Source organism: Kitasatospora aureofaciens, from assembly GCF_001188955.3.
Classification (GTDB): domain Bacteria; phylum Actinomycetota; class Actinomycetes; order Streptomycetales; family Streptomycetaceae; genus Kitasatospora; species Kitasatospora aureofaciens.
The window spans coordinates 77,201-97,860 of the sequence record NZ_JPRF03000015.1; the positions used below are offsets into that span (position 1 = coordinate 77,201).

The window sequence follows — 20,660 nt, forward strand, 5'->3', positions numbered from 1 at the left end:
CGCCGCTCGCCGCGCGCCGCGCGCCGCGCGCCGCGCGGCGCTGTGACTGCGGGGCCTCAGAAGTGGCGCAGCAGCTCCGGGAAGGCCGTGAGCTGCAGCGTCGCCTCGTCCGGGCCGAGGTCCACGTGCTCCAGCACCCAGGTGTGCTCGTGCGGGATGAACACGGTGCGCAGGCCGGCCCGGCGGGCGGGGGCGATGTCGGACTTGGGTGAGTTGCCGATCATCCAGGTCCGGTCCGGGTCGAGGCCGAGCTCGGTGGTCAGCTGCCGGTAGGTGTCCACGGACTTCTCGGCCACGATGTGGATGCCGCGGAAGTGGTGGTCGATGCTGGAGGCCGTCACCTTGGCCTGCTGCTCCTCCTGGTCGCCCTTGGTCAGCAGCAGCAGGTGGTGGCGGCCGGCGAGGGCGGTGAGGGTGTCGGCGACGCCGGTGATCAGCTCGACCTCGCCGCGGCGGGTGAGCGGGGCGAGCAGTTCGTCGATCCGGGCCAGCTCGGCCTCGGTGGGGGTGCGGTCGTCGTTCAGCTGCCGCAGGCAGTCCGCGAGGCTCTGCCGGAAGACGGTGGCGCCGTAGCCGAGGGCCGCCGCGTTGGCGGCCTCGATCCGGTCGAGCAGGGTGCGGGTGGCCTCTCGCTCGACCGGGGTCGCGACCCAGTCCAGGAAGCCGGCGATGACCCGCTCGAAGAGGACGTTGTTCTCCCAGAGGGTGTCGTCGGCGTCGAAGATGAGGGTCTGGTCGGTGTGCATCGAGGGTCCTCAGGGGTCCTTGGGTGGCGGGGCGGGATCCTTGGGCGGCGGGGTGGCTCAGCCGAGCAGGCGGGCGGCGCGGTCGAGGGTCTCGCGGAGGTTCTCCTCGGTGGTCCGCTCCCTGGCCTCCTCGACGGTGAGCCACTCCAGCGGGGAGGCGGGGTTCTCCGGCCTGGCGTCGTCCGGGGTGCCGGTGGCCAGCAGGAAGCGCAGGTCCGCGTGCTCGTGGGCGGGTTCGACGGGCGAGGCGGGGACGGGCACCACGGCGAGGTGGACGAGGGCGGCGTCGGGCCAGGGGGTGAGGTCGGTCAGGCCGGTCTCCTCCAGGCCCTCGCGCAGGGCGATGTCCAGCGGCAGGGTCTCCCCGGGGTCGCCGTGGCCACCGACCTGCAGCCAGGCCTGCTGGCGGACGTGCCAGCGCAGCAGCACCCGGCGGGTCGGCGGGTGGACGATCAGCGCCGAGGCGGTGAAGTGCAGCGGGGTGCCGCGGTCCCAGGCGTCGGGGGCGTCCACCAGGGCGCGGGCCCGGGCGTGGTCGGCGGTCTCGACCGGGCCCTGCGGCCGGTGACCGGCCAGGAGTCGGGCCAGGTCGGGGCTCTGCGGTGCGGTGCCCGTGGTCACCATGATGCTGTGCTCTCCTCGTTCCGCCCCGGGGCCGGGTCGCGCCGCCTTCCGTCCGACCGCGTCACGTCGAGGAACGCCAACGGGCTTGCGGGAGCGGGCGATCGGGGCCGGGGGCTCCGGTTCCGGTGAACCCGGGAAGCCTAGCCCGGGGAGGGTGGGGCGGCCCACCGGTTTTCCCGCTCCCCCTGGGCCGTACCTGCCGGTCGGGGTGCCTGCCCGGAGGCCGTAGCCTGTGGTGATCGTTTCGGGACAGGTGGAGGGATGTCGTCATGGTGGCTGCTCCGGCGCTCGCCGAGCTGCGCGAGGTGTGCCAGCCGCAGGCCAAGCTGCAGAGCCGCAACGGTGAGCACTGGGCGGGTCGGATGTACATGCGGGCGATCTCGCTGCGGACCACCCGGCAGCTGGTGCGCACCCGGGTCTCGCCGAACACCCTGACCTGGGTGATGGTGGTGTGCGGGGTCGGCGGCGGCGCGGCCCTGCTGATCCCGGGCCCGACCGGGGCGGTGCTCGCGGCGGTGCTGTTCCAGCTGTTCCTGCTGTTCGACTGTGTGGACGGCGAAGTGGCGCGCTGGAAGCGCCAGTTCAGCATGGCCGGGGTGTACGTGGACCGGCTCGGCGCCTACCTGGCGGACGCCGCGCTGATGATCGGTGCGGGCGTACGGGCAGCCCGCGGCGGTTCGGAGCTGTGGGTGTCGGCGGGTCTGGCGGCGGCGCTGGGCGTGGTGCTGCTCAAGGCCTCGACGGACCTGGTGGACGTGGCCCGGGCCCGCAGCGGGCAGCCGCCGGCGAACGAGGAGTCGACCCAGCCGCGTTCCCAGGGCATCGCGACGGCCCGTCGGTTCGCCTCGATCTTCAAGATCCACCGGGTGACGAACGGCATCGAGGCCTCGCTGGTGCTGCTGGCGGCGGCCGCGGTGGATGCCGGGCTGCACAACCTGGACGCCACCCGGTGGACGCTCGCCGGGATCACGGTGATCACCTGGGGGATGGTCGTGGCACACCTGGCGTCGATCCTGTCCTCCTCGCGGCTGCGGTGACGCCCGGCGGCCGCGATCGGCCTGCCCGGGGCTGAGACGGTCCTCCCCCACCAGGGGGAGGGGTCCGGCACGAGCCCGCCGCCGGGCGGACGCCGATGCGGCGGCCCGCACGGGAGGGTGGACGCATGACGACGCCCCGTACCGCCGCGCCCGCGACCTCCGCCGCGCCCGCCCCGCCGCGCTGGGCGGTCCGCGCCGCCCACCTGGCCGCGGTCACCGCACTGCCGGCTGGACTGTGGCGGCTCGGGCTGGTCCTGGGCTGGCACGGCGGGTACACCGACGCGGGCTACCACGCGGTGGGCTTCACCGGCTGGGACGCCGTCTGGCCGCTCACCCTGAGCGTGCTCACCGAGGCGCTGGCCCTGCTCACCCTCGGCCTGGTCCGGCCGTGGGGCACGGTGTCGCCGCGCTGGATCCCGCTCCTCGGCGGGCGCCCGGTCGACCCGCACCGCGTCGTCCTGGCGGCCTCGCTGGGCGCCGCCGCGCTGACGGTGCTCTGGACTCCGTTCCTGGCCTGGTGGGCGATGCCGCACCCGAACATGACCCCGCTCGGGCACCTGCTGGTCGGCTTCCTCTATCTGCCCGCGGTTGCCTGGGGCCCGCTGCTCGCGGCGGTCACCGTCTCGTACCACCGCCGGCACCGCGCGACCGGCGCCTGACTCCGGCCTCCGCTACCCGTGCCGGGCCTTGTCGGAGCCGGGCTCGTGGCCGGACTCCTCGCCCGCCGGGCCGCCGCCGGGCTCGTTGCGGGCGAGCGCTGCCAGGACGGTGTCGAGCAGTCCGGGGAAACGCCGCTCCAGGTCCACCGTCCGCAGGGCGGAGAACCGGCGGTTGGCCTCCTCGCGCTGGCTGATCACGCCGGACTCGCGCAGCACCTTGAAGTGGTGGCTGAGGGTGGAGGGCGCGACGTCCACCGGGAAGGTGCCGCAGGCCCGTTCGGGCTCGGTCCGCAGGACGCGCACGATGGTCATCCTGGTCGGGTCGGAGAGCGCGTGCAGAACGTCGTACAGGTCGATCTCCTCGGTCGCCGGGTGTGCGGGCGCCGGTCGGCGGCGAGTGCTGCGGGCCACGCTGGACCTCCTCCGATCTGCGATGTTCGACAAACGACGAACGTAGCTGCTACCACTGTGCCACGGCAGTTTCGCCGTTCGTCGAACATCGTAGTCGAGGGGGCCGACATGCGCGCACTGGTGATGACCGCACCCGGCGGAGCCGAGAACTCCGAGATCCGGCAGATCGAGGCACCGCATCCCGGACCCGGCCAGGTCGCGATCGACGTCGCCTGGGCCGGTCTGAACTTCGTGGACGTGATGGCCCGTCGGGGCGACGCGGGCTACACCGCCGAGTGGCCGTACCTGCCGGGCAAGGAGGTGGCCGGTACGGTCCGGGAGCTCGGGGAGGGCGTCACCGGGCTGGCCGTGGGTGACCGGGTGGTCGCCGCACCGGTCGGCGGCGGACTGGCCGAGGTCGTGGTCGCCGACGCCGTACTGACCCTGCCCGTTCCGGACGGACTGGAGCTGCGCACCGCCGCGGCCGCCCCGCTCGGCCTCGCCACCGCCGTCCTGCTGCTCACCGACGCGGGCCGGCTGACCGCCGGGGACAACGTCCTGGTGCACTCGGCCGGCGGCGGCGTCGGCAGCGCGGTGGCCCAGCTCGTCCCGCTGCTCGGCGGCGGCGGAACGCTGATCGGCACGGTCGGCCGCCCGGAGAAGGCCGCGGCTGCCGTCGACCTCGGCTACCACCACGCCTTCGCCCGCGACGAGAAGCTCGCCGACGCCGTCCGTACCGCCACCGGCGGCCGAGGCGTCGACCTGGTGCTCGACCCGCTGGGCACCGCCGCGCTGGAGCTCGACCTGACGGTCGCCGCGCCCGGCGCCAGGATCGTCCTGTTCGGCAACGCGGGCGGCGGCGAGGTCGGCGCCCTGCCCCCGCTCGGCCGCCTGATGGGTGGCAACCTCTCCGTCACCGGGTTCAGCCACCGCGCCTTCGCCGCCACCGCCCCCGAGCGCCTGGCCCGGGCCATCCGCACCACCCTCGACCTGCAGGCCAACAGCGGCCTCGGCATCCCGCTCACCGAACTGCCGGGCCTGGAGGCCGTACCGGCCGCACACGACGCGATGCAGGAGGGGCGGGCCACCGGCAAGTACGTGGTGCGGATGGGCGAGTGAGCGGCCGAGCCGCCCAGCGGCCCTGCCGCTCAATTCACCCGCCAGTACGGACAGTTTCGGTCCGGACCGGTCAATAGGCCGCACCCACTTGTGATCAGTACGGTCCGGTCCCGATGCTGTTGACCGCCGGAGTCCGCTGCACCGCGCCACCACCACCTGGAGAGGCAGCCGTGATCAGACGAGGACGAATCCACCGGATCCCCGCATTCGCCGGCCTGCTGGCCCTGTCCCTCGGCAGCGCGGTGGTCACCGCCGCGCCCGCCCACGCCTCCACCGCCGGGATCAACTGCACCGGCTGGAGCTACACGACCTACGCCCCCGGACTCACCGACACCGTGCGGCCGACCACCGTCGTGGTCGACGGCGACCTCAACGTCATCGACGCGCACAGCCCGACCGGCAGCTGCCTGTCCGCCAACTCCACCGCCACGGCCGGGGAGCGGGACGTCACCGCCCAGCTCGATCTCAGCTGCAACCAGCTGATCGGCGAGAGCGGGGTCGAGACCATCCGCTGGAACAACGGCACCACCAGCAGCTTCCCGTTCACCGCGGCCGTCGTCCGGGGCCTGTCCACCACCGTCCTCACCGAGACCGGCACCGTCACCTCCGGCGAGTTCGCCGGCGGCCACGTGGTCGAGACCTTCACCGCCGCCAACCTCGACCTCCTCGGCTGCCTCACCCCCGGCGGGGTCACCAGCCTGAACTTCGCGACGGTTCTGACCATCACCCCGGCCTGACCGGTACCCGTTGTGCAGGAAGTCGGCCCGGTGGCTGGCCCGGCAGGCGGGACTCGCGGACGACGGGCAGGTGGAGGAGGGCTGGTAGCCGGCACGGGCCGGGCACAGGTCGGGCATAGGCCGGGCCGGGGCGGCGTTGGGCCCCGCATGACCAAGATTCTGGTGATCGGCGCGAACGGCAGTGTGGGCAGGCACGTCGTGGCCTCGTTGACCGAAGGCGGCCACGAGGTAAGGGCGTTGGTGCGGAACGCCGCCGAGGCCGCGCTGCCCGTCGGGGTGGAGGCCGTCGAGGGCGATCTGGCGGCGCCCGAGAGCCTGGCGGCCGGCCTGAGCGGCGGGGTGCAGGCCGTCTACCTGATGTGGCCCGGGATCCCGGTGCAGCCGCGGGTGGTGGAGCTGATCGCCGAACACGCCGAGCGGGTCGTCTACCTCTCGACGGACGTTCCGGACCTCGCCGACGACGAGCCGCCCGTGATCTTCCACCAGGAGATCGAGCGGCTGATCCGCCGGTCCGGCCTGGCCTGGACCTTCGTCCGGGCGATCGACTTCGCGGGAAACGTGCTCGGCTGGGCCGGCCAGGTCCGCGAGGGCCTCGTCCGCTGGCCGTACGGGCAGGCGCGCCGCTCGCTGATCCACGAGCGCGACATCGCGGACGTGGCCGTTCGGGCGCTCATCGAGGACGGCCACGAGGGAGCCAAGTACCTGGTCACCGGGCCCGAGTCGATCGCCCACGCCGACCTGGCGCGGATCATCGGCGAGGAGCTCGGCACCGAGGTGCGCTGGGCGGAGCTGGCGCCGGAGACGGCCCGTGAACAGCTGACGGCGGCCTGGGGGAACGCGGCGTTCGTGGAGTCCAGGCTGCGCGCCTGGGAGTCGTTCACCCGCGAGCCGGAGCGGGTGACGGCCACCGTGGAGCAGGTGCTCGGCCGCCCGGCCCGCACCTTCCGCTCGTGGGTGCGGGACCATGCGGAGGACTTCCGGTAGTCCGCCGTTCGCCGCCTCCGCTCGGGGCCCGTACGGCGGCCCTGGCCCCGAGCGGAGGCGGGGCCTGGTCTCAGGCGTCGAAGGTCAGCACCGCCTTGCCGTGGAGCCGCCCGGCGAGCAGGGCCTCGACGGCCTGCGCCGCGTCGTCCCAGCTGCCGCGCCAGGTGATGCCCGGGTCCAACTCCCCTGCCGCGACGCGGTGGGCGAGCCAGCCGAGGTCCCGGCCGAGGCCGGTGCACCCGAGCAGGAAGAAGGTCACCAGGCTGCGGTCGTGCCGCTGCTGGTCGCCGAACAGCGCGCCGAACGGGAAGTCCTCGCCCTTGCCGGCGATGTGCCCGGTGGCGACCAGCGTGCCGCCCTCCCCCAAGGCCTCATAGGCCTCCACCAGTTGGGGTCCGCCGACCAGCTCGATCACGCCGTCGACCGGGCGCGAGGCCTGCCCCGGCGCACCGACCACCTCGTGGGCGCCCAGCCGTTCCAGCAGCTCGCGGTTCTTCTCCGGTGCGCCGGTGGAGGCGATCACGTACGCCCCTGCGGCACGGGCGAGTTGGACGGCGTACCGGCCGACGCCGCCGGTGGCCGCCGTGACCAGCACGGTGCGGCCGAGCAGCGGCCCGACGCGGTGCAGGGCGCGCAGGGCGGTGAGGCCGGCGACCGGGACGGTGGCGAGCGCCGCCAGGTCGGCTCCGGCGGGCGCGACGCCGATCAACCCGGTGTCGACGGCCCGGAGTTCGGCCCAGGCGCCGGCAGGCATCAGGGTGACCACCGGAGTCCCGGCCGCCGGACCGGAGCCGTCGGCGGCGGCACGCTCCACGACTCCGGCGGCGTCCCAGCCGAGGACCGTGCCGTCGGGGGCCGAGTCGAGACCGAAGGCGGCCTCACCGTAGTTGAGCGAGGTCGCGGCGACCCGGACCAGCGCCTGGTGCGGCGCCGGTTCGGGGTCGGGAGCGGTGCCGAGGCGCAGGCGGCCGGGGGCCGAGCGGTCGACCAGAAGCGCACGCATGGAGGATCCTCCCCTAGATTCTGCCACTGAGTGGCACAAGCCTACAGGTGGCAATAGCTGCTTGGATACACTGGCCTCGATGACTCCCGAGAACCCGGTGCTCCCGCTGCGCGAGCGCAAGAAGCTGCGCACCCGCCAGGCACTGATCGACACCGCGCTGGAGCTGTTCGGCGAGCACGGCTTCGACCGGGTGACCCTGGACCAGCTGTGCGAGTCGGTTGAGGTCTCCAAGCGGACGTTCTTCCGCACGTTCAGCAGCAAGGAGGACGTCGCGGCGGCGCCCACCCAGGACCTCTGGACCGCGTTCCTGGAGGTGCTGGAGGACCATCCGCCGCAGGGCCGCCCGCTGGTCTCGCTCTACGAGGAAGCACTGGTCGAGGCGATCGGCCGGATGCCCAGCGACACATGGGCCCAACGCGCCCTGGCCAGCCGGAGGTTGGCCGCCAGGACGCCCTCGATGGATGCCCACGGACTGGCTTTCTGCAACCGCGTCAGCCGGGAGGCGGCGGCCGTCACCGAACGGCGGTTCACCCTGGACTCCGCCGAGAAGGGCACCGCCGAAGAGGGCATCGCCGCCCTGCGCGTCCGGCTCGCGCTGGACATGCTGCTCTCCGCCTTCCACCAGGCCCTCGCCGCCTGGGTGGCCCAGCCCGCCGGACACACCCGCGAGGACCTCACCCGACGCCTCCGAGCCGCCTGCGCCGAGCTCCCGGGCGCCCTCGCCGCGACGGCGGAGCCGCGCGGCGAGGAAGCCGTGCGCTAGCGGGCCGCGTCAGTCCCGCTCGACGGCGAGCTCGATCTCCCGGTGCGTCTCGTCGCCCGGCACCGGCACGGACGCGCCGGAGGGCTTGAAGCCGGCCCGCACGTACATCGCCTCGGCGCGGGCGTTGGACTCGTGGACGAACAGCCGCACTCGCCGGAGCCGGGGCTCGCTGAGCGACCAGGCCCAGTCCTGGGCGGCCTCGATCAGCTCGTGCGCGAGGCCGGTGCCGCGAGCCTCGGGGCGGACGTAGACGCCGACGACGTGGGCCTGCGGGACGGTGATGACATCGCCGCCGAGGGCGCCGTTCCCGCCGGGCCGCTCGACCAACACGGTCATGGTGCCGAGCCAGCGCCCGTCAGGGGCCTCGGCGACGGCCTGCCACACGGATTCGCCCTCGGCGGCCCCGGCGGTGCGCTCCTGCCAGAAGCCGTCGGGCTTGGCGGAGGCGTTCTCGTAGGTGTCCAGGAAGGCGAGGTGCGCGACCGGGTCCTGCAGCGCGGCGAGGCGGATCTCCTTGACCCGCTCCCACTCGTCGGTCCGTACCCGTCTGATGATGGTGCTCATCGCACGATCATCACGACCGCCCGACCGCGCCGACAACCCCCTTTTGCGAAGCGGGCGGAGCGGCTGGCGCCGTTCACGGATCCGGACACGCCGTTGACCGTGAACTGGTACTCGACCGGGTTGTTGAGCGAGTTCGGACCAGCTGGGCGAGTCCGGCGGCTGTGGCGCGCGGGGTCAGACGGTCTTGAGGGTGCCGCCGTCGACGACGTGGTCGGCGCCGTGGATGTCGGCGGCGCGGTCGGACAGCAGGAACACGACCAGATCCGCCACCTCCGCCGGCTCGGTGAGACGCCCCGAGGCGATGCCCATCCGACCGGGCAGCCCCGCGAGCAGGTCGCCGTGTCCGAGGCCGGACGCGGCGGCCACCTTGCCGCCGAAGCCGTCGGGGTCGGTCCACAACGGACCGGCCACGACGCCCGGCGAGACGGTGTTCACACGGACACCGCGCGGCGCCAGCTCCTCGCTGAGCCGCTTGCCGAACACGGTCAGCGCTGCCTTCGCCTCCGCGTACCCGACCGGCGAACCGGTGGGCGTGCGGGCGTTGCCCGAGGAGACGTTCACGATCGCACCGCGGCGGTCCAGGATGCTCGGCAGCGCCGCCCTGGTGGTCCGCATCGCACTGAACAGGCTTGTAGCCGAAGGAGTGGTAGAGGCTGCCCTTGGGCACCCCTGTCGCCTCCGCGAGGTCGGCCGGGGAGGTGTCACCGTAGCCCTTGGTCCAGAAGGTCTCCATCGCCCGCGCGATGACCACGTCCGGCTCGAAGCTCATCGGTCTGCCCACGCCGCCGCCGTAGTGATTATTTGACCCCGAGGTCAACTGCTCGGGGCGAACAACACGTCGGGGCCCCGACCGACCGAGGGTCGAGGCCCCGCCGGGCCGAGGACGCGCCGGCCCTAGAAGTTCGGCTTGAGGAAGCTGCCGTAGGTGTGGGTGCCCTGGGAGAGCCACCGCGATGCGCGCAGCGTCTTCGGAGCCGAGGTGCTGCCGTTGAGCTGGAGCGTCGAGTTCAGGAAGTCGTAGTCCACGCTCACCGCCAGGCAGTCGGTCCACGTGTAGCTTCCCGCGGCGACCGTGATCGTGCTGCTCACGTAGGGGGCCGAGTCGTAGAAGCCCCAGCCGTAGGAACCGGCGGCCAGGTTGACGGTCCGCGACGTGCAGGTGTTGGACAGGCCCGCACCGACCGTCGCCGTGCCCGTGTTGTAGAGGGTGGTGGACGCGGACGCCGATGTGGCGGTGGCGAGGACACCTGCGGCGGCCACGGCGACCGCTGCGGTGGCGATCTTCTTGGTGAGCATGAGAAACCTACCCCGTTTCGATGAAAGAAGCTTCGAACTCGGCTTCGTGGGACTGGAGTTCGTGCTGTCGTCGACTCTTCCAAGAGTGAAGATCGAACGTCAAGTGCCCTGTGGGGCAAGGAATGCGCCATGTCACGTCCGTTGTCCACGAGTTGACGGATCATTGTTGCGGCGCGATGCGGTGCAGGTGCACTCAGGAAGGCGGTCGGGCCGACTTCCTGTGTTCGAGGCCGAGTTGGGGGCGAGGCCGGCGCGGGAGGTGGACGACGGCCCGACGGGGCGTTGCCTGGCCAGGCCCCGCCGAAGGCCGGAAGCCCGGATCCTGCGGAGCGCGCGGGAGCAGGCGGTGAGGGGATCGGCGACCAGGAGTCGGGGAATCGGTGGTGACCGCCGTCGCGGTTGCGCTTGCACTCACGCAGGAGCGCGAGGAGGTTGATGCCTCGATACCGTTCAGCTGGACTCCGTAGGATCACCAGCGTTTCTGACCCAGATGAACCAGCTGGAGAACTACCGGAACATCATCGGGATGAGGCGCGATCGCTCGCTCGATCCGTCAGCCTCCCGCGATGCGATCTCCAGCATCATGAACAGCCTGTGAGGTCCTGGTGGAAGAACTCGCTTGGCAAAAGCCCACCGCGTGCGGCGACGGCAACAACTGCCCCGAAGTGGCAATAGCTCCCGATGCCGTCTATGTCCGCAGCAGCCTGCTCCCCGACGCCGTCGCCCGACTCACTCCCACCGAATGGCGCGACCTCGTCTCCGCCATCCGAAACGGGGAGTTCGACATCTGACGGATCCTCCTCCCCGGCACCGGCCGGAGGTGCCGGCCGGTGCGCTCACGATTCGGATCACGGGCGCTGACCTGCTACTGTTCTTCTCGTCGCGAGGGAGACGATTCCTCGTCAGGCGTCAGCGGTGCTACCAGAGCACGTCCTACTTTCAGTAGGAAGAGTCCGTGCAACCCGGGCCTGGCGCTCCAAGCCGGACGGGCCCGGCACCTACCAAGGTGCCGGGCCCGTCCGCGTTCGCACCACCCACCACTCAGGACGGCGTGACATCCCACAGCTGGCGCGGGCTGTTGACCAAGAGCATCTCCCCCACGGGCTTGCCAATCGGGGCCGCTTCGATGACCCGATCCTGGTCGAGCTACTGGGCGATGGAACGACCCACGACCCCAACAGGCCGGGCTCCCCCGGCACCCCTCCCCGGTTCGGAGCACAGCCGCTGAGCTGCTAGTCTTCTTCTCGTCGCGAGGGAGACAATCCCCCGTCAGGCGTCAGCGGTGCTACCAGAGCACGTCCTACTTTCAGTAGGAAGAGTCCGTGCAACCCGGGCCTGGCGCTCCAAGCCGGACGGGCCCGGCACCTACCAAGGTGCCGGGCCCGTCCGCGTTCGCACCACCCACCACTCAGGACGGCGTGACATCCCACAGCTGGCGCGGGCTGTTGACCAAGAGCATCTCCCCCACGGGCTTGCCAATCGGGGCCGCTTCGATGACCCGATCCTGGTCGAGCTACTGGGCGATGGAACGACCCACGACCCCAACAGGCCGGGCTCCCCCGGCACCCCTCCCCGGTTCGGAGCACAGCCGCTGAGCTGCTAGTCTTCTTCTCGTCGCGAGGGAGACAATCCCCCGTCAGGCGTCAGCGGTGCTACCAGAGCACGTCCTACTTTCAGTAGGAAGAGTCCGTGCAACCCGGGCCTGGCGCTCCAAGCCGGACGGGCCCGGCACCTACCAAGGTGCCGGGCCCGTCCGCGTTCGCACCACCCACCACTCAGGCGGACGTGACATCCCACAGCTGACGCGGGCTGTTGTCACGCCAATGCTCGTTGAAGCAGCGGACGTTCTCCGAAGCGGCGCGGACACCCGCCGAAGCAGGCGCTGCGGTGGCCATGACGCCGGAGGCCGCCGGCGCCGCAGCAGTGATGGCGGTGGCCTTCTTGGTGGTGAACAAGGGATTTCTCCTTCTGCGGTGTTCCCTCGCATGCGCGTGACGGTTCGTTCGGTCACGACCGCGAGGCGATGCGCATCGGATTGCCTCGAATCGCCGCACCCGAGGGAGCTGAGTTCCTTGAGTTCTTCCGTGAACCACCCCTCGTCGTTCACCCGGCCCGCCCAGGCCCCGAGGACCGGGCCCCGAGGACCGGGGGTCCGGGGCCGGCGGACTAGGACCAGCGCCCGATGGCACCCCCTCGCGTGATCCCTAGGCTCACTGCCACCGGGAGCCCGCCCTCCCCTCCCCCCGCACCTGGAGTCAGAACCATGCCGGCCGACGCCACCGCGCACCTCCGCATCGCCCGCCCATCGCTGGACTTGGCCGCAGCCGAGCGCTTCTGGGTCTCGGGCCTCGGCCTCGACGTCCTGTACCGGCACACGACGGACGGCGTCCCCGGCGAGCACTCGCTCCTCATGGTCGGCTGGCCCACCGCCGCCTGGCATCTGGAGCTCGTCCACGACCCCGCCGCGCCCGTTCAGCCGCGGCCCACCGCCGAGGACCTGCTGGTCGTCTACCTCGGCGAGCCCGTGAGCGACGCGCTGGTGGAGCGGCTCGAACGGCACGGCGGCAAGCGGGTGCCGGCGCACAACCCGTACTGGGACACCTGGGGCGTTACCGTCCAGGACCCGGACGGCTACCTGCTGGTGCTGTCCACCCGGTCCTGGTCCAACGCGTAGGCCTGCCACGGGCACGGATTCCGGCAGCGGGCTCCCCTACGGAGCCGGTCCGGGAAAGGGCGCGTCCTTCCGGTCCGACGATACGAATTCCCCGGGTCCGGAGAACGGCCGGATCCCATCGCTTCCGAACGAACCCGCCGGAATCCGGTTTTCCGCTCTCGGTGGCCGGGGTAGTGCGGAGACGTTCGCGCTCCGACGATTCCCAAGTCCGACGCGGAGGCGAACCTTTGGAATTCTTACGGAAGGATTTCGCATGAACAGGCTCGTCCGCAACGCCCTCGCCGCGGTCGCCGTCGCCGGCGCCCTCACCGCCGCCGTCGCCCCCGTCGCCACGGCCGCCGAGCAGACCCGGTCGGCGGCCGGGGTGCAGGCCCAGGTCCGCAACCCGAAGACGGTCAAGGCCGCCGCCTACAACCAGGCCCGCAGCATCCTCGCCCAGGCCGGCAGCCAGACGGCTGCCAAGTCCCACCCGGCCCACGGCACCAACGATGTCCCGGTCTCCTACGGCACCAGCCTGCTCGCCGCCGCCCGCGACGAGTTCCGTGCCGCCGACAAGCACCTCCCGGCCGGGCAGAAGAAGTCCGACATGTCGATCCCGCACTACAACGCCATTCACAGCGCCGCGAACACCATGGGCATCGACCGCTGGTGACCCAGCCGACGTGAGGTGCGCACGCCCTCCGGACGGGGCCCGGCTCTCCTCCCGAAGACGGAGAGCCGGGCCCTTCGCCGGCAGGAGCACTCTCACGACCGACCGGGTGCGAGCACCGGCGCCAACCGGCTGCTTCGAGCTGACCCTCGGGGCGCACGGCAGGGCCGACGGGCCCGGTGAGCTCCGGGGGGCGGCGGGCTCGACGGGGTCGCCGGGCTCAGGCCGGTCGGATGCGCGGGGCCCGGTCGGCGCTGCGGAGCGCCCGGCGGAGCGGGGCCGCGGTGGCGAAGACGAACAGTCCGAAGAGCGTCATCACCGGCAGCCCGACGAACTGGAGGTAGTCGAGTGGATGGCGCATCAGGCCGTCCCAGTTACCCCACCAGTTCGCCACCAGGTCGGCGACCATGATGCAGGCGCCGAGCAGCGGCCCCGCCGGGCGGGCCCGCGCCACCAGCACGGCGGCGAGCGGATCGAGTACCAGCATGGCGTGGAACAGCAGTTGGCTCGCCGGCGGCCACGCCCGGTACGCGTGCAGTCCGCCGCTGAGCACGTCGACGGCGTGCACTCCGGCCCCCTCGACGAACCCGGCCACGTACACCGCCGCCACCCACCACACCCAGCGCGGCTGTGCTCCCCACCGCTCGCGGATCGCCTGCCGCATCGGGCCAGCCTAGACGGGGACGGGTTCGGCTGGAGCTAGGACTCCGCTCCGGGGTCGGACTGCTTGGGCAGGACTCGGGGTTCGCTCAGGCTGCCGTCGGGGTGGACGTCGAAGACGGTGAGCTTGTGGCGGCCGGTCACGGTGATCTGGTCCGGGCCGGACCAGTCGATGCGGACGAAGTCTCCGCCCCTGGTGTTCCAGGTTCCCAGGCTCCAGTGGCGGGCGGACCAGCCGCTGCCGGTCTCCAACTCCACCTGGTAGACCGGGTCGATCGAGAAGGCGACGTTGGTGACGCTGAGCACCCGGTTCGAGCGGTTCGGGCTGACGAAACGGTCCTCCCGGCCCCCGTGGCCGCTGAACACCAGGGACACGGACAGCACCGGTACCGCGGCGACGACGAGGGGCACCAGGAGCACCGCACAGCCGATCTGCGAGAACCGGGTGCGGAACTCCAGCTCGACCACCAGCGAGAGCACGACCAGCACCACCGCTGCGCCGATCAGCAGCCTCGGACGGTTGAGCCAGTGCTCGACCATCACCAGGCCGCCCGAGCGGGAGGCGTGCCAGCCCGGCAGGTACGCCAGGAGCGCGGCGAGGGCCGTCCCTCTCAGCCCCCAGGCAATCCGTCTACGACGCCTCGCCGCCATCCGCCCCCCCGGCCGGTCTTTTGCCGATCTTTGCGCGGACTTTACTACAGGAAGCGCCCGCGTCCGGCGGCTGTTGACGGCCCGTCCCGTTGCCCCGGGGACGGCGGGGCGGCCCGGGAAGGCGGGTTTCTCCGCCTCCCCGAGCCGCCCTGGTGGCTACCGGCCGCACCCCTGTTACCGCCGGTAGAAGACGCTCCGCGACCAGACGTAACCGAGCAGCGTGAGGCCGGTGCACCAGGCGAGGGCGATCCAGCCACTGTTGCCGATCCCGGTGCCCATCAGCAGGCCGCGCAGGGTCTCGATGATCGGGGTGAAGGGCTGGTACTCGGCGAACCACCGCAGCACGGTCGGCATCGAGTCCGGCGGGACGATCGCGCTGCCGATGAACGGCAGGAACGTCAGCGGCAGCGGCGTGTTGCTCGCGCTCTCCGGCGTCTTCGAGACCAGCCCGATGCCCGCCGAGATCCACGTCAGCGTCAGTGTCACGAAGAGCAGCAGCCCGGCGGCCGCCAGCCACTCCACCGGCCCCGCGCTGGACCGGAACCCCATGGCGAAGGCCGCGCCGATCACTAGCACCAGTGCGACCAGGGTCTGTATCACGCTCCCGACCACGTGCCCGGTCAGGAACGCCGACCGCGATATCGCCATCGTCCGGAAGCGGTTGACGATCCCCTCGGTCATGTCGACGCAGACACCCACCGCCGTGGCGACCGAACCGGCCGTCGCCGTCATCAGCACGATCCCCGGCGTCACGTAGTCGATGTAGCTGCCGCCCCCGATGCCGGCTCCCAGCGCGCCGCCGAAGGCGTAGTTGAAGAGCATCAGCATCATCACCGGCATCACGACGACGGAGAAGGTCATCGCCGGATAACGCTGGGCGCGCTTGAGGTTCCGTCGCAGCATGGTCAGCGAGTCGCTGACCGCGTAGGTCGTCGCGCTCATCGCGCACCCTCCCCGGTGAGTTGCAGGAAGACGTCGTCCAGGTCGGCCGTCTCCACGACCAGCGACTCGGCCCGTACGGAGGCGTTGTCGAGCGTGTCCAGCACGGCCTTCACGGTGATCACCGAGTTGTCCCCGGGGATGTCCAGTCGCAGGGCCTCCGCATCGGCGGTGGCGTAGTCGAACAGCGCGGCCGCGGTGTCCAGTTGGCCGGCGTCCGTGAACTGGAGCCGGATCCGCCCGCCGGGGACGATCCGCTTCAGCTCCTCGGCCGTGCCCTCGGCGACGATCCGGCCGCCGTCCAGGACGGCTATCCGGTCGGCGAGTTGGTCGGCCTCCTCCAGGTACTGGGTGGTGAGGAAGATCGTCACCCCGTGATCGGCGACCAGCCCCCGGATGATCTCCCACATGGTGCGCCGGCTGCGCGGGTCCAGCCCGGTGGTCGGCTCGTCCAGGAAGATCACCTTCGGGTCGCCGACCAGGGTCATCGCCAGGTCGAGCTTGCGCCGCATGCCGCCGGAGAAGGTGACGACGGGCTTGCGCGCGGCGTCGGTGAGGTCGAAGCGCCGCAGCAGTTCCTCGGCCCGCCTCCGCCCCTCCCGACGGCGGAGGTGGTTGAGGTCGGCCATCAGCATCAGGTTCTCCTCGGCGGTGAGGAGGTTGTCCACCGCCGAGAACTGGCCGGTCACCCCGATCGCCCTCCGCACCCCGTCGGCCTCGCGGACCAGGTCGTGGCCGGCCACCTGGACCGAGCCGGCGTCGGCCGGGATCAGGGTGGAGAGGATCTCCACCGTGGTGGTCTTGCCCGCGCCGTTCGGCCCGAGCAGGGCGAACACCGTGCCGGCCGGGATGGACAGGTCTATGCCCCGCAGGACCGCCTTGTCCCCGTAGGACTTGGTCAGTCCGACCGCCGAGATCGCCGCCATCAGGCCCTCCGGATGGTGATGCTGCCGACCTGAGTGGTGCCACGGACCTCGACGGTCTCCCGGGCGTCGCCCGGGCCCTGCGCCGGGCCGAGGTCGTTGCGGATGGCACCGAACTTGCTGTGCACGTCGAGCCAGGCCGCCGTGCCCTCCGCGATGCCGACCTCGACGTCCCCGACACCGGCCTGCAGGTCGACCCTGCCCCGGACGACCCGGCCCAGCCGGATGTGCCCGTTCGCCGTCTTGGCCTGCACGCCCGCCTCGGCGGTGCCGACGTGGATCCGGCCGTTGGAGGAGTTGGCCGTCAGCTCGCCCCGCGCCTCGTCGATCTCGGTGTCGCCGTTGCTGTTCTTGACCGTCAGCCGGCCCCCGACGGTGCCGACCTCGATCCGGCCGGAGCCGGTCACCTCGGCGTCCCCGGCGGCGTTGCCGAGCCGGATGTCGCCCATGTCGGTCTTGATCCGCACGTTCTCGGCCCGGTCGAGCTGGATCCGGCCCATGGAGGTCTTGATCCGGCAGTCGCCGAGCGGGCCCTCGGCGACGAAGTCCGACATCGGGGACTCCGCGTGCACCTCGGAGCCGGCGGGCAGCTCGACCGTGATCTCGACCGAGCCCTTCCGGCTGGAGAAGACGGTGCGCTGCTTGGGGCCCTTGAGGGTGAGCCGGCCGCCGGAGAAGTCGATCTGGGTCAGCTCGGCGGCCTTGATGTCGGCGTCCCTGGTCGCGCTCGTGGGCCGGACCTCGACCACCGCGTCGGTGCGCTTGCTCGCCCGGATCCACACCGAGCCGATTTCGAAGTCCAGGGCGACGGAGATCGGTCCGTCGGTCTCGTACGTGGGCATGGCTGTCCCGTCCTCTTGGCTCGTGTGGGTGTTCCCGCTGGTCGGAGCGGGGGTGACGTTGCAGGGGCAGATGGTCGGTGGAGCGGAGGTGTCAGTCGCGCGGAGGTGTCAGGGGCGCGGAGGTGTCAGTGGACCCAGCCCGTGAAGCCCTGGCCGCCGACGCTGCGCGTGGTGCGGCTGCCGAGGGCGGCGGCCGGGCGGGCGACCGGGCGGCCGCCCTCGACCGCACCGGCGACGGCCCGGACCAGCCAGGCGTTGAGGGAGAGGCCCTCCTGCCCGGCGGCCTCCTCCGCCCTCGCCTTGAGGTTGGCGGGCAGGCGCAGGTTGATCCTGGCGGTGCCCGCCTCGTCGGCCTCCGGCACCACGGGCGACGCGGATGGTGCCACTGGTGGCGCCACTGACGGCGCCATCGGCGGCTCGGCGGGCGAGCCCTCACCGTGGAAGGCGTCGGCACCTGGCGGTGCCGTCACCACGAACTCGGGGTCGAGGCCGCGCAGCCGCACGTCCACCGAACCCGGGGCGAGGTCACGGGTGACTTCCCCCATGGCGGCCGAGAGGGCGTTGAGCAGGGTGAGCCGCACGGCCGACTCCAGCGGGAGCGTCAGCCGCTCGGCCAGCGCACGCGCTTCGTCCCCGCCGGTGGCGGCGGCCACCGCGAGCTCGTTCCGGAGGTTTTCGACGTACGGCGTGAGGTCCATGACCCAAGGATGGCACGGACGTGGTGCCATGTCGAGTCATTTGTGGCACCACTTTGGCACCATCTCGCAGTTGCGCTCGGCACCCACAACGGAACCGCCCCGCCGACCGAGCGTCGACGGGGCGGTTCACCTGCGGAAACTCAGCCCTGCTGCCAGCCCGCCAGGTAGGAGTCGATCTCGCCGACCAGCCGTGCCTTGCCCGCCTGCTCCAGGAAGGAGGCCTCGACCGCGTTGCGGGCCAGCGCCGCCACACCGGTCTCGTCCAGCCCCAGCAGCCGCGCCGCCACCGCGTACTCGGTGTTGAGGTCGGTGCCGAACATCGGCGGGTCGTCGCTGTTGACCGTCACCAGCAGGCCGGCGTCCACCATCCGCTTGATCGGGTGGTCCTCGATCCGCTCGACGGCCCGGGTGGCGATGTTGGAGGTCGGGCAGACCTCCAGCGGGATGCGGTGCTCGCCCAGGTGGTCGAGCAGCGCCGGGTCCTTCACCGCCTGGGTGCCGTGCCCGATGCGCTCGGCGCCGAGCTCGCGGATCGCGTCCCAGACCGTCTGCGGCCCGGTGGTCTCACCGGCGTGCGGCACGGAGCGCAGGCCGCTCGCGCGCGCCCGGTCGAAGTACGGCTTGAACTGCGGGCGCGGCACGCCGATCTCCGGACCGCCCAGGCCGAAGCTCACCAGGCCCTCGGGGGCCAGCTCGGTGGCGAGGCGGGCGGTGACCTCGGCCGCCTCCAGCCCGGCCTCGCCGGGGATGTCGAAGCACCAGCGCAGCACGACGCCGAGGTCCTTCTCGGCGCGCAGCCGGGCGTCCTCGATCGCCTCCATGTAGGCCACGTCGGGGATGCCGCGCCTGACCGAGGAGTACGGCGTGAGGGTCAGCTCGGCGTACCGGATGTTCTGCCGGGCCATGTCCTCGGCCACGCCGTAGGTGAGCGCGCGGACGTCCTCGGCGTCGCGGACCAGGTCCACCACGCTCAGGTAGACCTCGATGAAGTGCGCGAAGTCGGTGAAGGTGAAGTACTCGGCGAGCGCCGCCGGGTCCGTCGGCACCTTGGAGTTCCCGGCGTGCCGGGCGGCCAGGTCGGCGACGATGCGCGGCGAGGCCGAGCCGACGTGGTGCACGTGCAGTTCCGCCTTGGGCATCCCGGCGATGAACGCCTCGATGCTCCGGTCAGCGGCGCTGCCGCTGCCAGTGGGGCTTCCGATCCGACTTCCGTCCGGCTGGACCACGGTGGTTCCCTTCTCCTTCTGCTCCGCGCCTCTACGCGCGTACCGCGAACATCGGCCAAGGATAGGCGCAACCCAGGGCCGCCGGGCCCGGAGTCACCCCCCGAGCGCGACCGCGACGGTGTGGATCAGCAGCCCGGCCAGCGCGCCGACCACGGTGCCGTTGATCCGGATGAACTGCAGGTCCCGTCCGACGTTGGCCTCGATCTTGCGCGAGGCCTCGTCGGCATCCCAGCCCGCGACCGTCTCGGAGATCAGCGAGGTGATCTCCGCCCGGTAGGTGTCGACCAGGTACTGGGCGGCGTCCTGCAGCCAGCCGTCCACCTTGGCCTGGAGCTTGGCGTCGGTGGCCAGGCGCTCGCCGAAGCGGCGCACGCCCTCGCGGATACGCCGGCGCAGTTCGCTGTCCTCGTCCTCGGCCGCGCCCATCACCAGGGTGCGCACGGCCGCCCAGGTGGAGTTGATCAGGTCCTGCACCTCGGGACGGGCCAGCAGCTCGCCCTTGGCCCGCTCGACCCGGGCGATGGTCTCCGGGTCGGTCTGCAGCTCGGTGGCGAAGTCGGCGAGGAAGTTGTCGATCGCGCCGCGGGCCGGGTGGTCGGGGTCGTCCCGGATGTCGGTGACGAAGCGCATCAGCTCCTTGTAGACCCGCTCGCCGACCTGCTGGTCGAGGAACTTCGGCGTCCAGCCCGGGGTCTTCTGGGTGACCTTCCGGACCACGTCCTCGTGGTTGGCGGTCAGCCAGCCGTGCGCCCGGACGGCGACCAGGTCCACCACCCCGCGGTGCCCGCCGTCCGCCACCACCTTGCCCAGCATCCGGCCCATCGGCTCGGCCACCGAGGTGGCGGCGGCCCGCCTGGTCACCGCCTCGGCGACCACCGCCCGCACGTCGTCGTCGCGCAGCACAGCGAGCAGGCCGCGCAGCGCCGCCGAGGCCTCCTTGGTGACCCGCTCGGCGCTGCCCGGCGCGGCCAGCCACTCCCCCAGCCGACGGCCGATGCCCAGCGCGGCAAGCCGGCCGCGCACCACGTGACCGGCCAGGAAGTTGTCGCCGACGAACTCGCCGAGCGAGCGCCCGAAGGCGTCCTTCTTGGTCGGGATGATCGCGGTGTGCGGGATCGGCAGGCCGAACGGACGGCGGAACAGCGCCGTCACCGCGAACCAGTCGGCCAGCGCGCCGACCATGCCCGCCTCGGCGGCGGCCGCCACGTACCCGGCCCAGGCGCCGGCGCCGGCCGCCTTCGCCCAGGTGGACAGGGCGAAGACCAGGGTCGCGAAGGCCAACAGACCGGTCGCGATGGTCTTCATCCGGCGGACGCCGCGTTTCTTCTGCTCGTCGGCCGCGGTGAACCGGACCCCGGGGCCGGTCCCGCTGAAGGCTTCGTCACTCACCCCGCCAGTCTGCCCGGTGTCCGGCGCGGACGGGGGCGTGCCCCGTGATCACCCGCGCCGGTTCGCGACCACACGCGACCACACAGA

Annotated in this window: 25 protein-coding genes and 1 pseudogene; 9 read left to right on the forward strand and 17 right to left on the reverse strand. The window is 72.1% G+C overall.

Annotation, left to right across the window (positions count from 1 at the left end; genetic code table 11):
* Positions 1-56: 56 nt before the first annotated feature.
* Together HS99_RS08335 and HS99_RS08340 are read right to left on the reverse strand one after the other, a co-directional pair.
* Positions 57-746, reverse strand: a complete 690-nt coding sequence (locus HS99_RS08335) for an HAD family hydrolase (protein WP_030290727.1) — start codon at positions 744-746, stop codon at positions 57-59.
* A gap of 57 nt (positions 747-803) precedes the next feature.
* Positions 804-1,370, reverse strand: coding sequence for an NUDIX hydrolase (locus tag HS99_RS08340; RefSeq protein WP_030290725.1), 567 nt, complete (start codon positions 1,368-1,370; stop codon positions 804-806).
* 269 nt (positions 1,371-1,639) lie between these two features.
* Here HS99_RS08340 and HS99_RS08345 point away from each other — a divergent pair, with 269 nt between their 5' ends.
* Together HS99_RS08345 and HS99_RS08350 are read left to right on the forward strand one after the other, a co-directional pair.
* Positions 1,640-2,407 (forward strand): CDP-alcohol phosphatidyltransferase family protein, encoded by a 768-nt coding sequence (locus HS99_RS08345; protein WP_030290723.1) that lies wholly within the window; start codon positions 1,640-1,642, stop codon positions 2,405-2,407.
* A 125-nt stretch (positions 2,408-2,532) separates the two neighbouring features.
* Positions 2,533-3,066, forward strand: a complete 534-nt coding sequence (locus HS99_RS08350) for a hypothetical protein (protein WP_043388908.1) — start codon at positions 2,533-2,535, stop codon at positions 3,064-3,066.
* A gap of 12 nt (positions 3,067-3,078) precedes the next feature.
* On the opposite strand, the gene HS99_RS08355 is transcribed toward HS99_RS08350, so the two are convergent.
* Positions 3,079-3,477: an ArsR/SmtB family transcription factor gene (locus tag HS99_RS08355; RefSeq protein WP_078867755.1), complete on the reverse strand. Its 399-nt coding sequence runs from the start codon at positions 3,475-3,477 to the stop codon at positions 3,079-3,081.
* 108 nt (positions 3,478-3,585) lie between these two features.
* On the opposite strand from HS99_RS08355, the gene HS99_RS08360 reads away from it, so the two are divergent.
* The 3 genes from HS99_RS08360 to HS99_RS08370 all read left to right on the forward strand — a co-directional run bounded on the left by HS99_RS08360 (position 3,586) and on the right by HS99_RS08370 (position 6,296).
* A complete protein-coding gene (locus tag HS99_RS08360) occupies positions 3,586-4,575 on the forward strand; it encodes a quinone oxidoreductase family protein (protein ID WP_030290717.1) in 990 nt (329 codons plus the stop codon).
* A gap of 170 nt (positions 4,576-4,745) precedes the next feature.
* On the forward strand, positions 4,746-5,312 hold the full coding sequence (locus tag HS99_RS08365; protein WP_030558054.1) for a hypothetical protein: 567 nt from the start codon (positions 4,746-4,748) through the stop codon (positions 5,310-5,312).
* Between the two features lie 147 nt (positions 5,313-5,459).
* Positions 5,460-6,296 (forward strand): NmrA family NAD(P)-binding protein, encoded by an 837-nt coding sequence (locus HS99_RS08370; RefSeq protein WP_030558052.1) that lies wholly within the window; start codon positions 5,460-5,462, stop codon positions 6,294-6,296.
* Between the two features lie 70 nt (positions 6,297-6,366).
* Here HS99_RS08370 and HS99_RS08375 read toward each other — a convergent pair whose 3' ends face one another.
* Positions 6,367-7,299, reverse strand: a complete 933-nt coding sequence (locus HS99_RS08375) for a zinc-binding dehydrogenase (RefSeq protein ID WP_030558051.1) — start codon at positions 7,297-7,299, stop codon at positions 6,367-6,369.
* A gap of 79 nt (positions 7,300-7,378) precedes the next feature.
* Here HS99_RS08375 and HS99_RS08380 point away from each other — a divergent pair, with 79 nt between their 5' ends.
* Positions 7,379-8,062: a TetR/AcrR family transcriptional regulator gene (locus HS99_RS08380; protein WP_030290709.1), complete on the forward strand. Its 684-nt coding sequence runs from the start codon at positions 7,379-7,381 to the stop codon at positions 8,060-8,062.
* A gap of 9 nt (positions 8,063-8,071) precedes the next feature.
* Here HS99_RS08380 and HS99_RS08385 read toward each other — a convergent pair whose 3' ends face one another.
* From HS99_RS08385 to HS99_RS08395, 4 genes and pseudogenes are all read right to left on the reverse strand, one after another.
* Positions 8,072-8,626, reverse strand: coding sequence for a GNAT family N-acetyltransferase (locus tag HS99_RS08385; protein WP_030290707.1), 555 nt, complete (start codon positions 8,624-8,626; stop codon positions 8,072-8,074).
* 174 nt (positions 8,627-8,800) lie between these two features.
* On the reverse strand, positions 8,801-9,241 hold the full coding sequence (locus HS99_RS08390) for an SDR family oxidoreductase (protein ID WP_232543253.1): 441 nt from the start codon (positions 9,239-9,241) through the stop codon (positions 8,801-8,803).
* 28 nt (positions 9,242-9,269) lie between these two features.
* Positions 9,270-9,395, reverse strand: a pseudogene (locus HS99_RS47685) (TetR/AcrR family transcriptional regulator); the annotation flags it as partial.
* A 125-nt stretch (positions 9,396-9,520) separates the two neighbouring features.
* Complete coding sequence (locus HS99_RS08395) at positions 9,521-9,922, reverse strand: hypothetical protein (protein WP_030290703.1); 402 nt, start codon at positions 9,920-9,922, stop codon at positions 9,521-9,523.
* 605 nt (positions 9,923-10,527) lie between these two features.
* Here HS99_RS08395 and HS99_RS40835 point away from each other — a divergent pair.
* Entirely contained in the window at positions 10,528-10,713 is a 186-nt protein-coding gene (locus HS99_RS40835) for a DUF397 domain-containing protein (RefSeq protein WP_157881894.1), read from the forward strand.
* A gap of 984 nt (positions 10,714-11,697) precedes the next feature.
* On the opposite strand, the gene HS99_RS08400 is transcribed toward HS99_RS40835, so the two are convergent.
* Positions 11,698-11,877: a hypothetical protein gene (locus HS99_RS08400; RefSeq protein WP_050366767.1), complete on the reverse strand. Its 180-nt coding sequence runs from the start codon at positions 11,875-11,877 to the stop codon at positions 11,698-11,700.
* Between the two features lie 308 nt (positions 11,878-12,185).
* Here HS99_RS08400 and HS99_RS08405 point away from each other — a divergent pair, with 308 nt between their 5' ends.
* Both HS99_RS08405 and HS99_RS08410 read left to right on the forward strand, forming a co-directional pair.
* Entirely contained in the window at positions 12,186-12,596 is a 411-nt protein-coding gene (locus HS99_RS08405) for a VOC family protein (protein WP_030558049.1), read from the forward strand.
* 253 nt (positions 12,597-12,849) lie between these two features.
* Positions 12,850-13,248, forward strand: a complete 399-nt coding sequence (locus HS99_RS08410) for a hypothetical protein (protein ID WP_197697988.1) — start codon at positions 12,850-12,852, stop codon at positions 13,246-13,248.
* A gap of 217 nt (positions 13,249-13,465) precedes the next feature.
* On the opposite strand, the gene HS99_RS08415 is transcribed toward HS99_RS08410, so the two are convergent.
* The 8 genes from HS99_RS08415 to HS99_RS08450 form a co-directional block, all read right to left on the reverse strand.
* Positions 13,466-13,909 (reverse strand): hypothetical protein, encoded by a 444-nt coding sequence (locus tag HS99_RS08415; RefSeq protein WP_046386342.1) that lies wholly within the window; start codon positions 13,907-13,909, stop codon positions 13,466-13,468.
* Between the two features lie 35 nt (positions 13,910-13,944).
* Positions 13,945-14,556 carry a hypothetical protein gene (locus tag HS99_RS08420; RefSeq protein ID WP_141763680.1) on the reverse strand — a complete coding sequence of 204 codons (612 nt, stop codon included), beginning with the start codon at positions 14,554-14,556 and terminating at the stop codon, positions 13,945-13,947.
* A 174-nt stretch (positions 14,557-14,730) separates the two neighbouring features.
* Complete coding sequence (locus HS99_RS08425) at positions 14,731-15,498, reverse strand: ABC transporter permease (RefSeq protein WP_030291231.1); 768 nt, start codon at positions 15,496-15,498, stop codon at positions 14,731-14,733.
* Complete coding sequence (locus HS99_RS08430; RefSeq protein WP_030291135.1) at positions 15,495-16,421, reverse strand: ATP-binding cassette domain-containing protein; 927 nt, start codon at positions 16,419-16,421, stop codon at positions 15,495-15,497. The genes HS99_RS08425 and HS99_RS08430 overlap by 4 nt, the downstream gene beginning before the upstream one ends.
* Positions 16,421-17,260, reverse strand: coding sequence for a DUF4097 family beta strand repeat-containing protein (locus HS99_RS08435; RefSeq protein ID WP_030291137.1), 840 nt, complete (start codon positions 17,258-17,260; stop codon positions 16,421-16,423). Before HS99_RS08435 ends, HS99_RS08430 begins: the two co-directional genes overlap by 1 nt.
* A gap of 125 nt (positions 17,261-17,385) precedes the next feature.
* Positions 17,386-17,958: a toxin-antitoxin system HicB family antitoxin gene (locus HS99_RS08440; RefSeq protein WP_030558045.1), complete on the reverse strand. Its 573-nt coding sequence runs from the start codon at positions 17,956-17,958 to the stop codon at positions 17,386-17,388.
* 140 nt (positions 17,959-18,098) lie between these two features.
* Complete coding sequence (locus HS99_RS08445) at positions 18,099-19,118, reverse strand: adenosine deaminase (RefSeq protein ID WP_030291141.1); 1,020 nt, start codon at positions 19,116-19,118, stop codon at positions 18,099-18,101.
* Positions 19,119-19,277: 159 nt separating this feature from the next.
* Positions 19,278-20,573, reverse strand: coding sequence for a DUF445 domain-containing protein (locus tag HS99_RS08450; protein ID WP_037831716.1), 1,296 nt, complete (start codon positions 20,571-20,573; stop codon positions 19,278-19,280).
* Between the last annotated feature and the right edge of the window lie 87 nt (positions 20,574-20,660).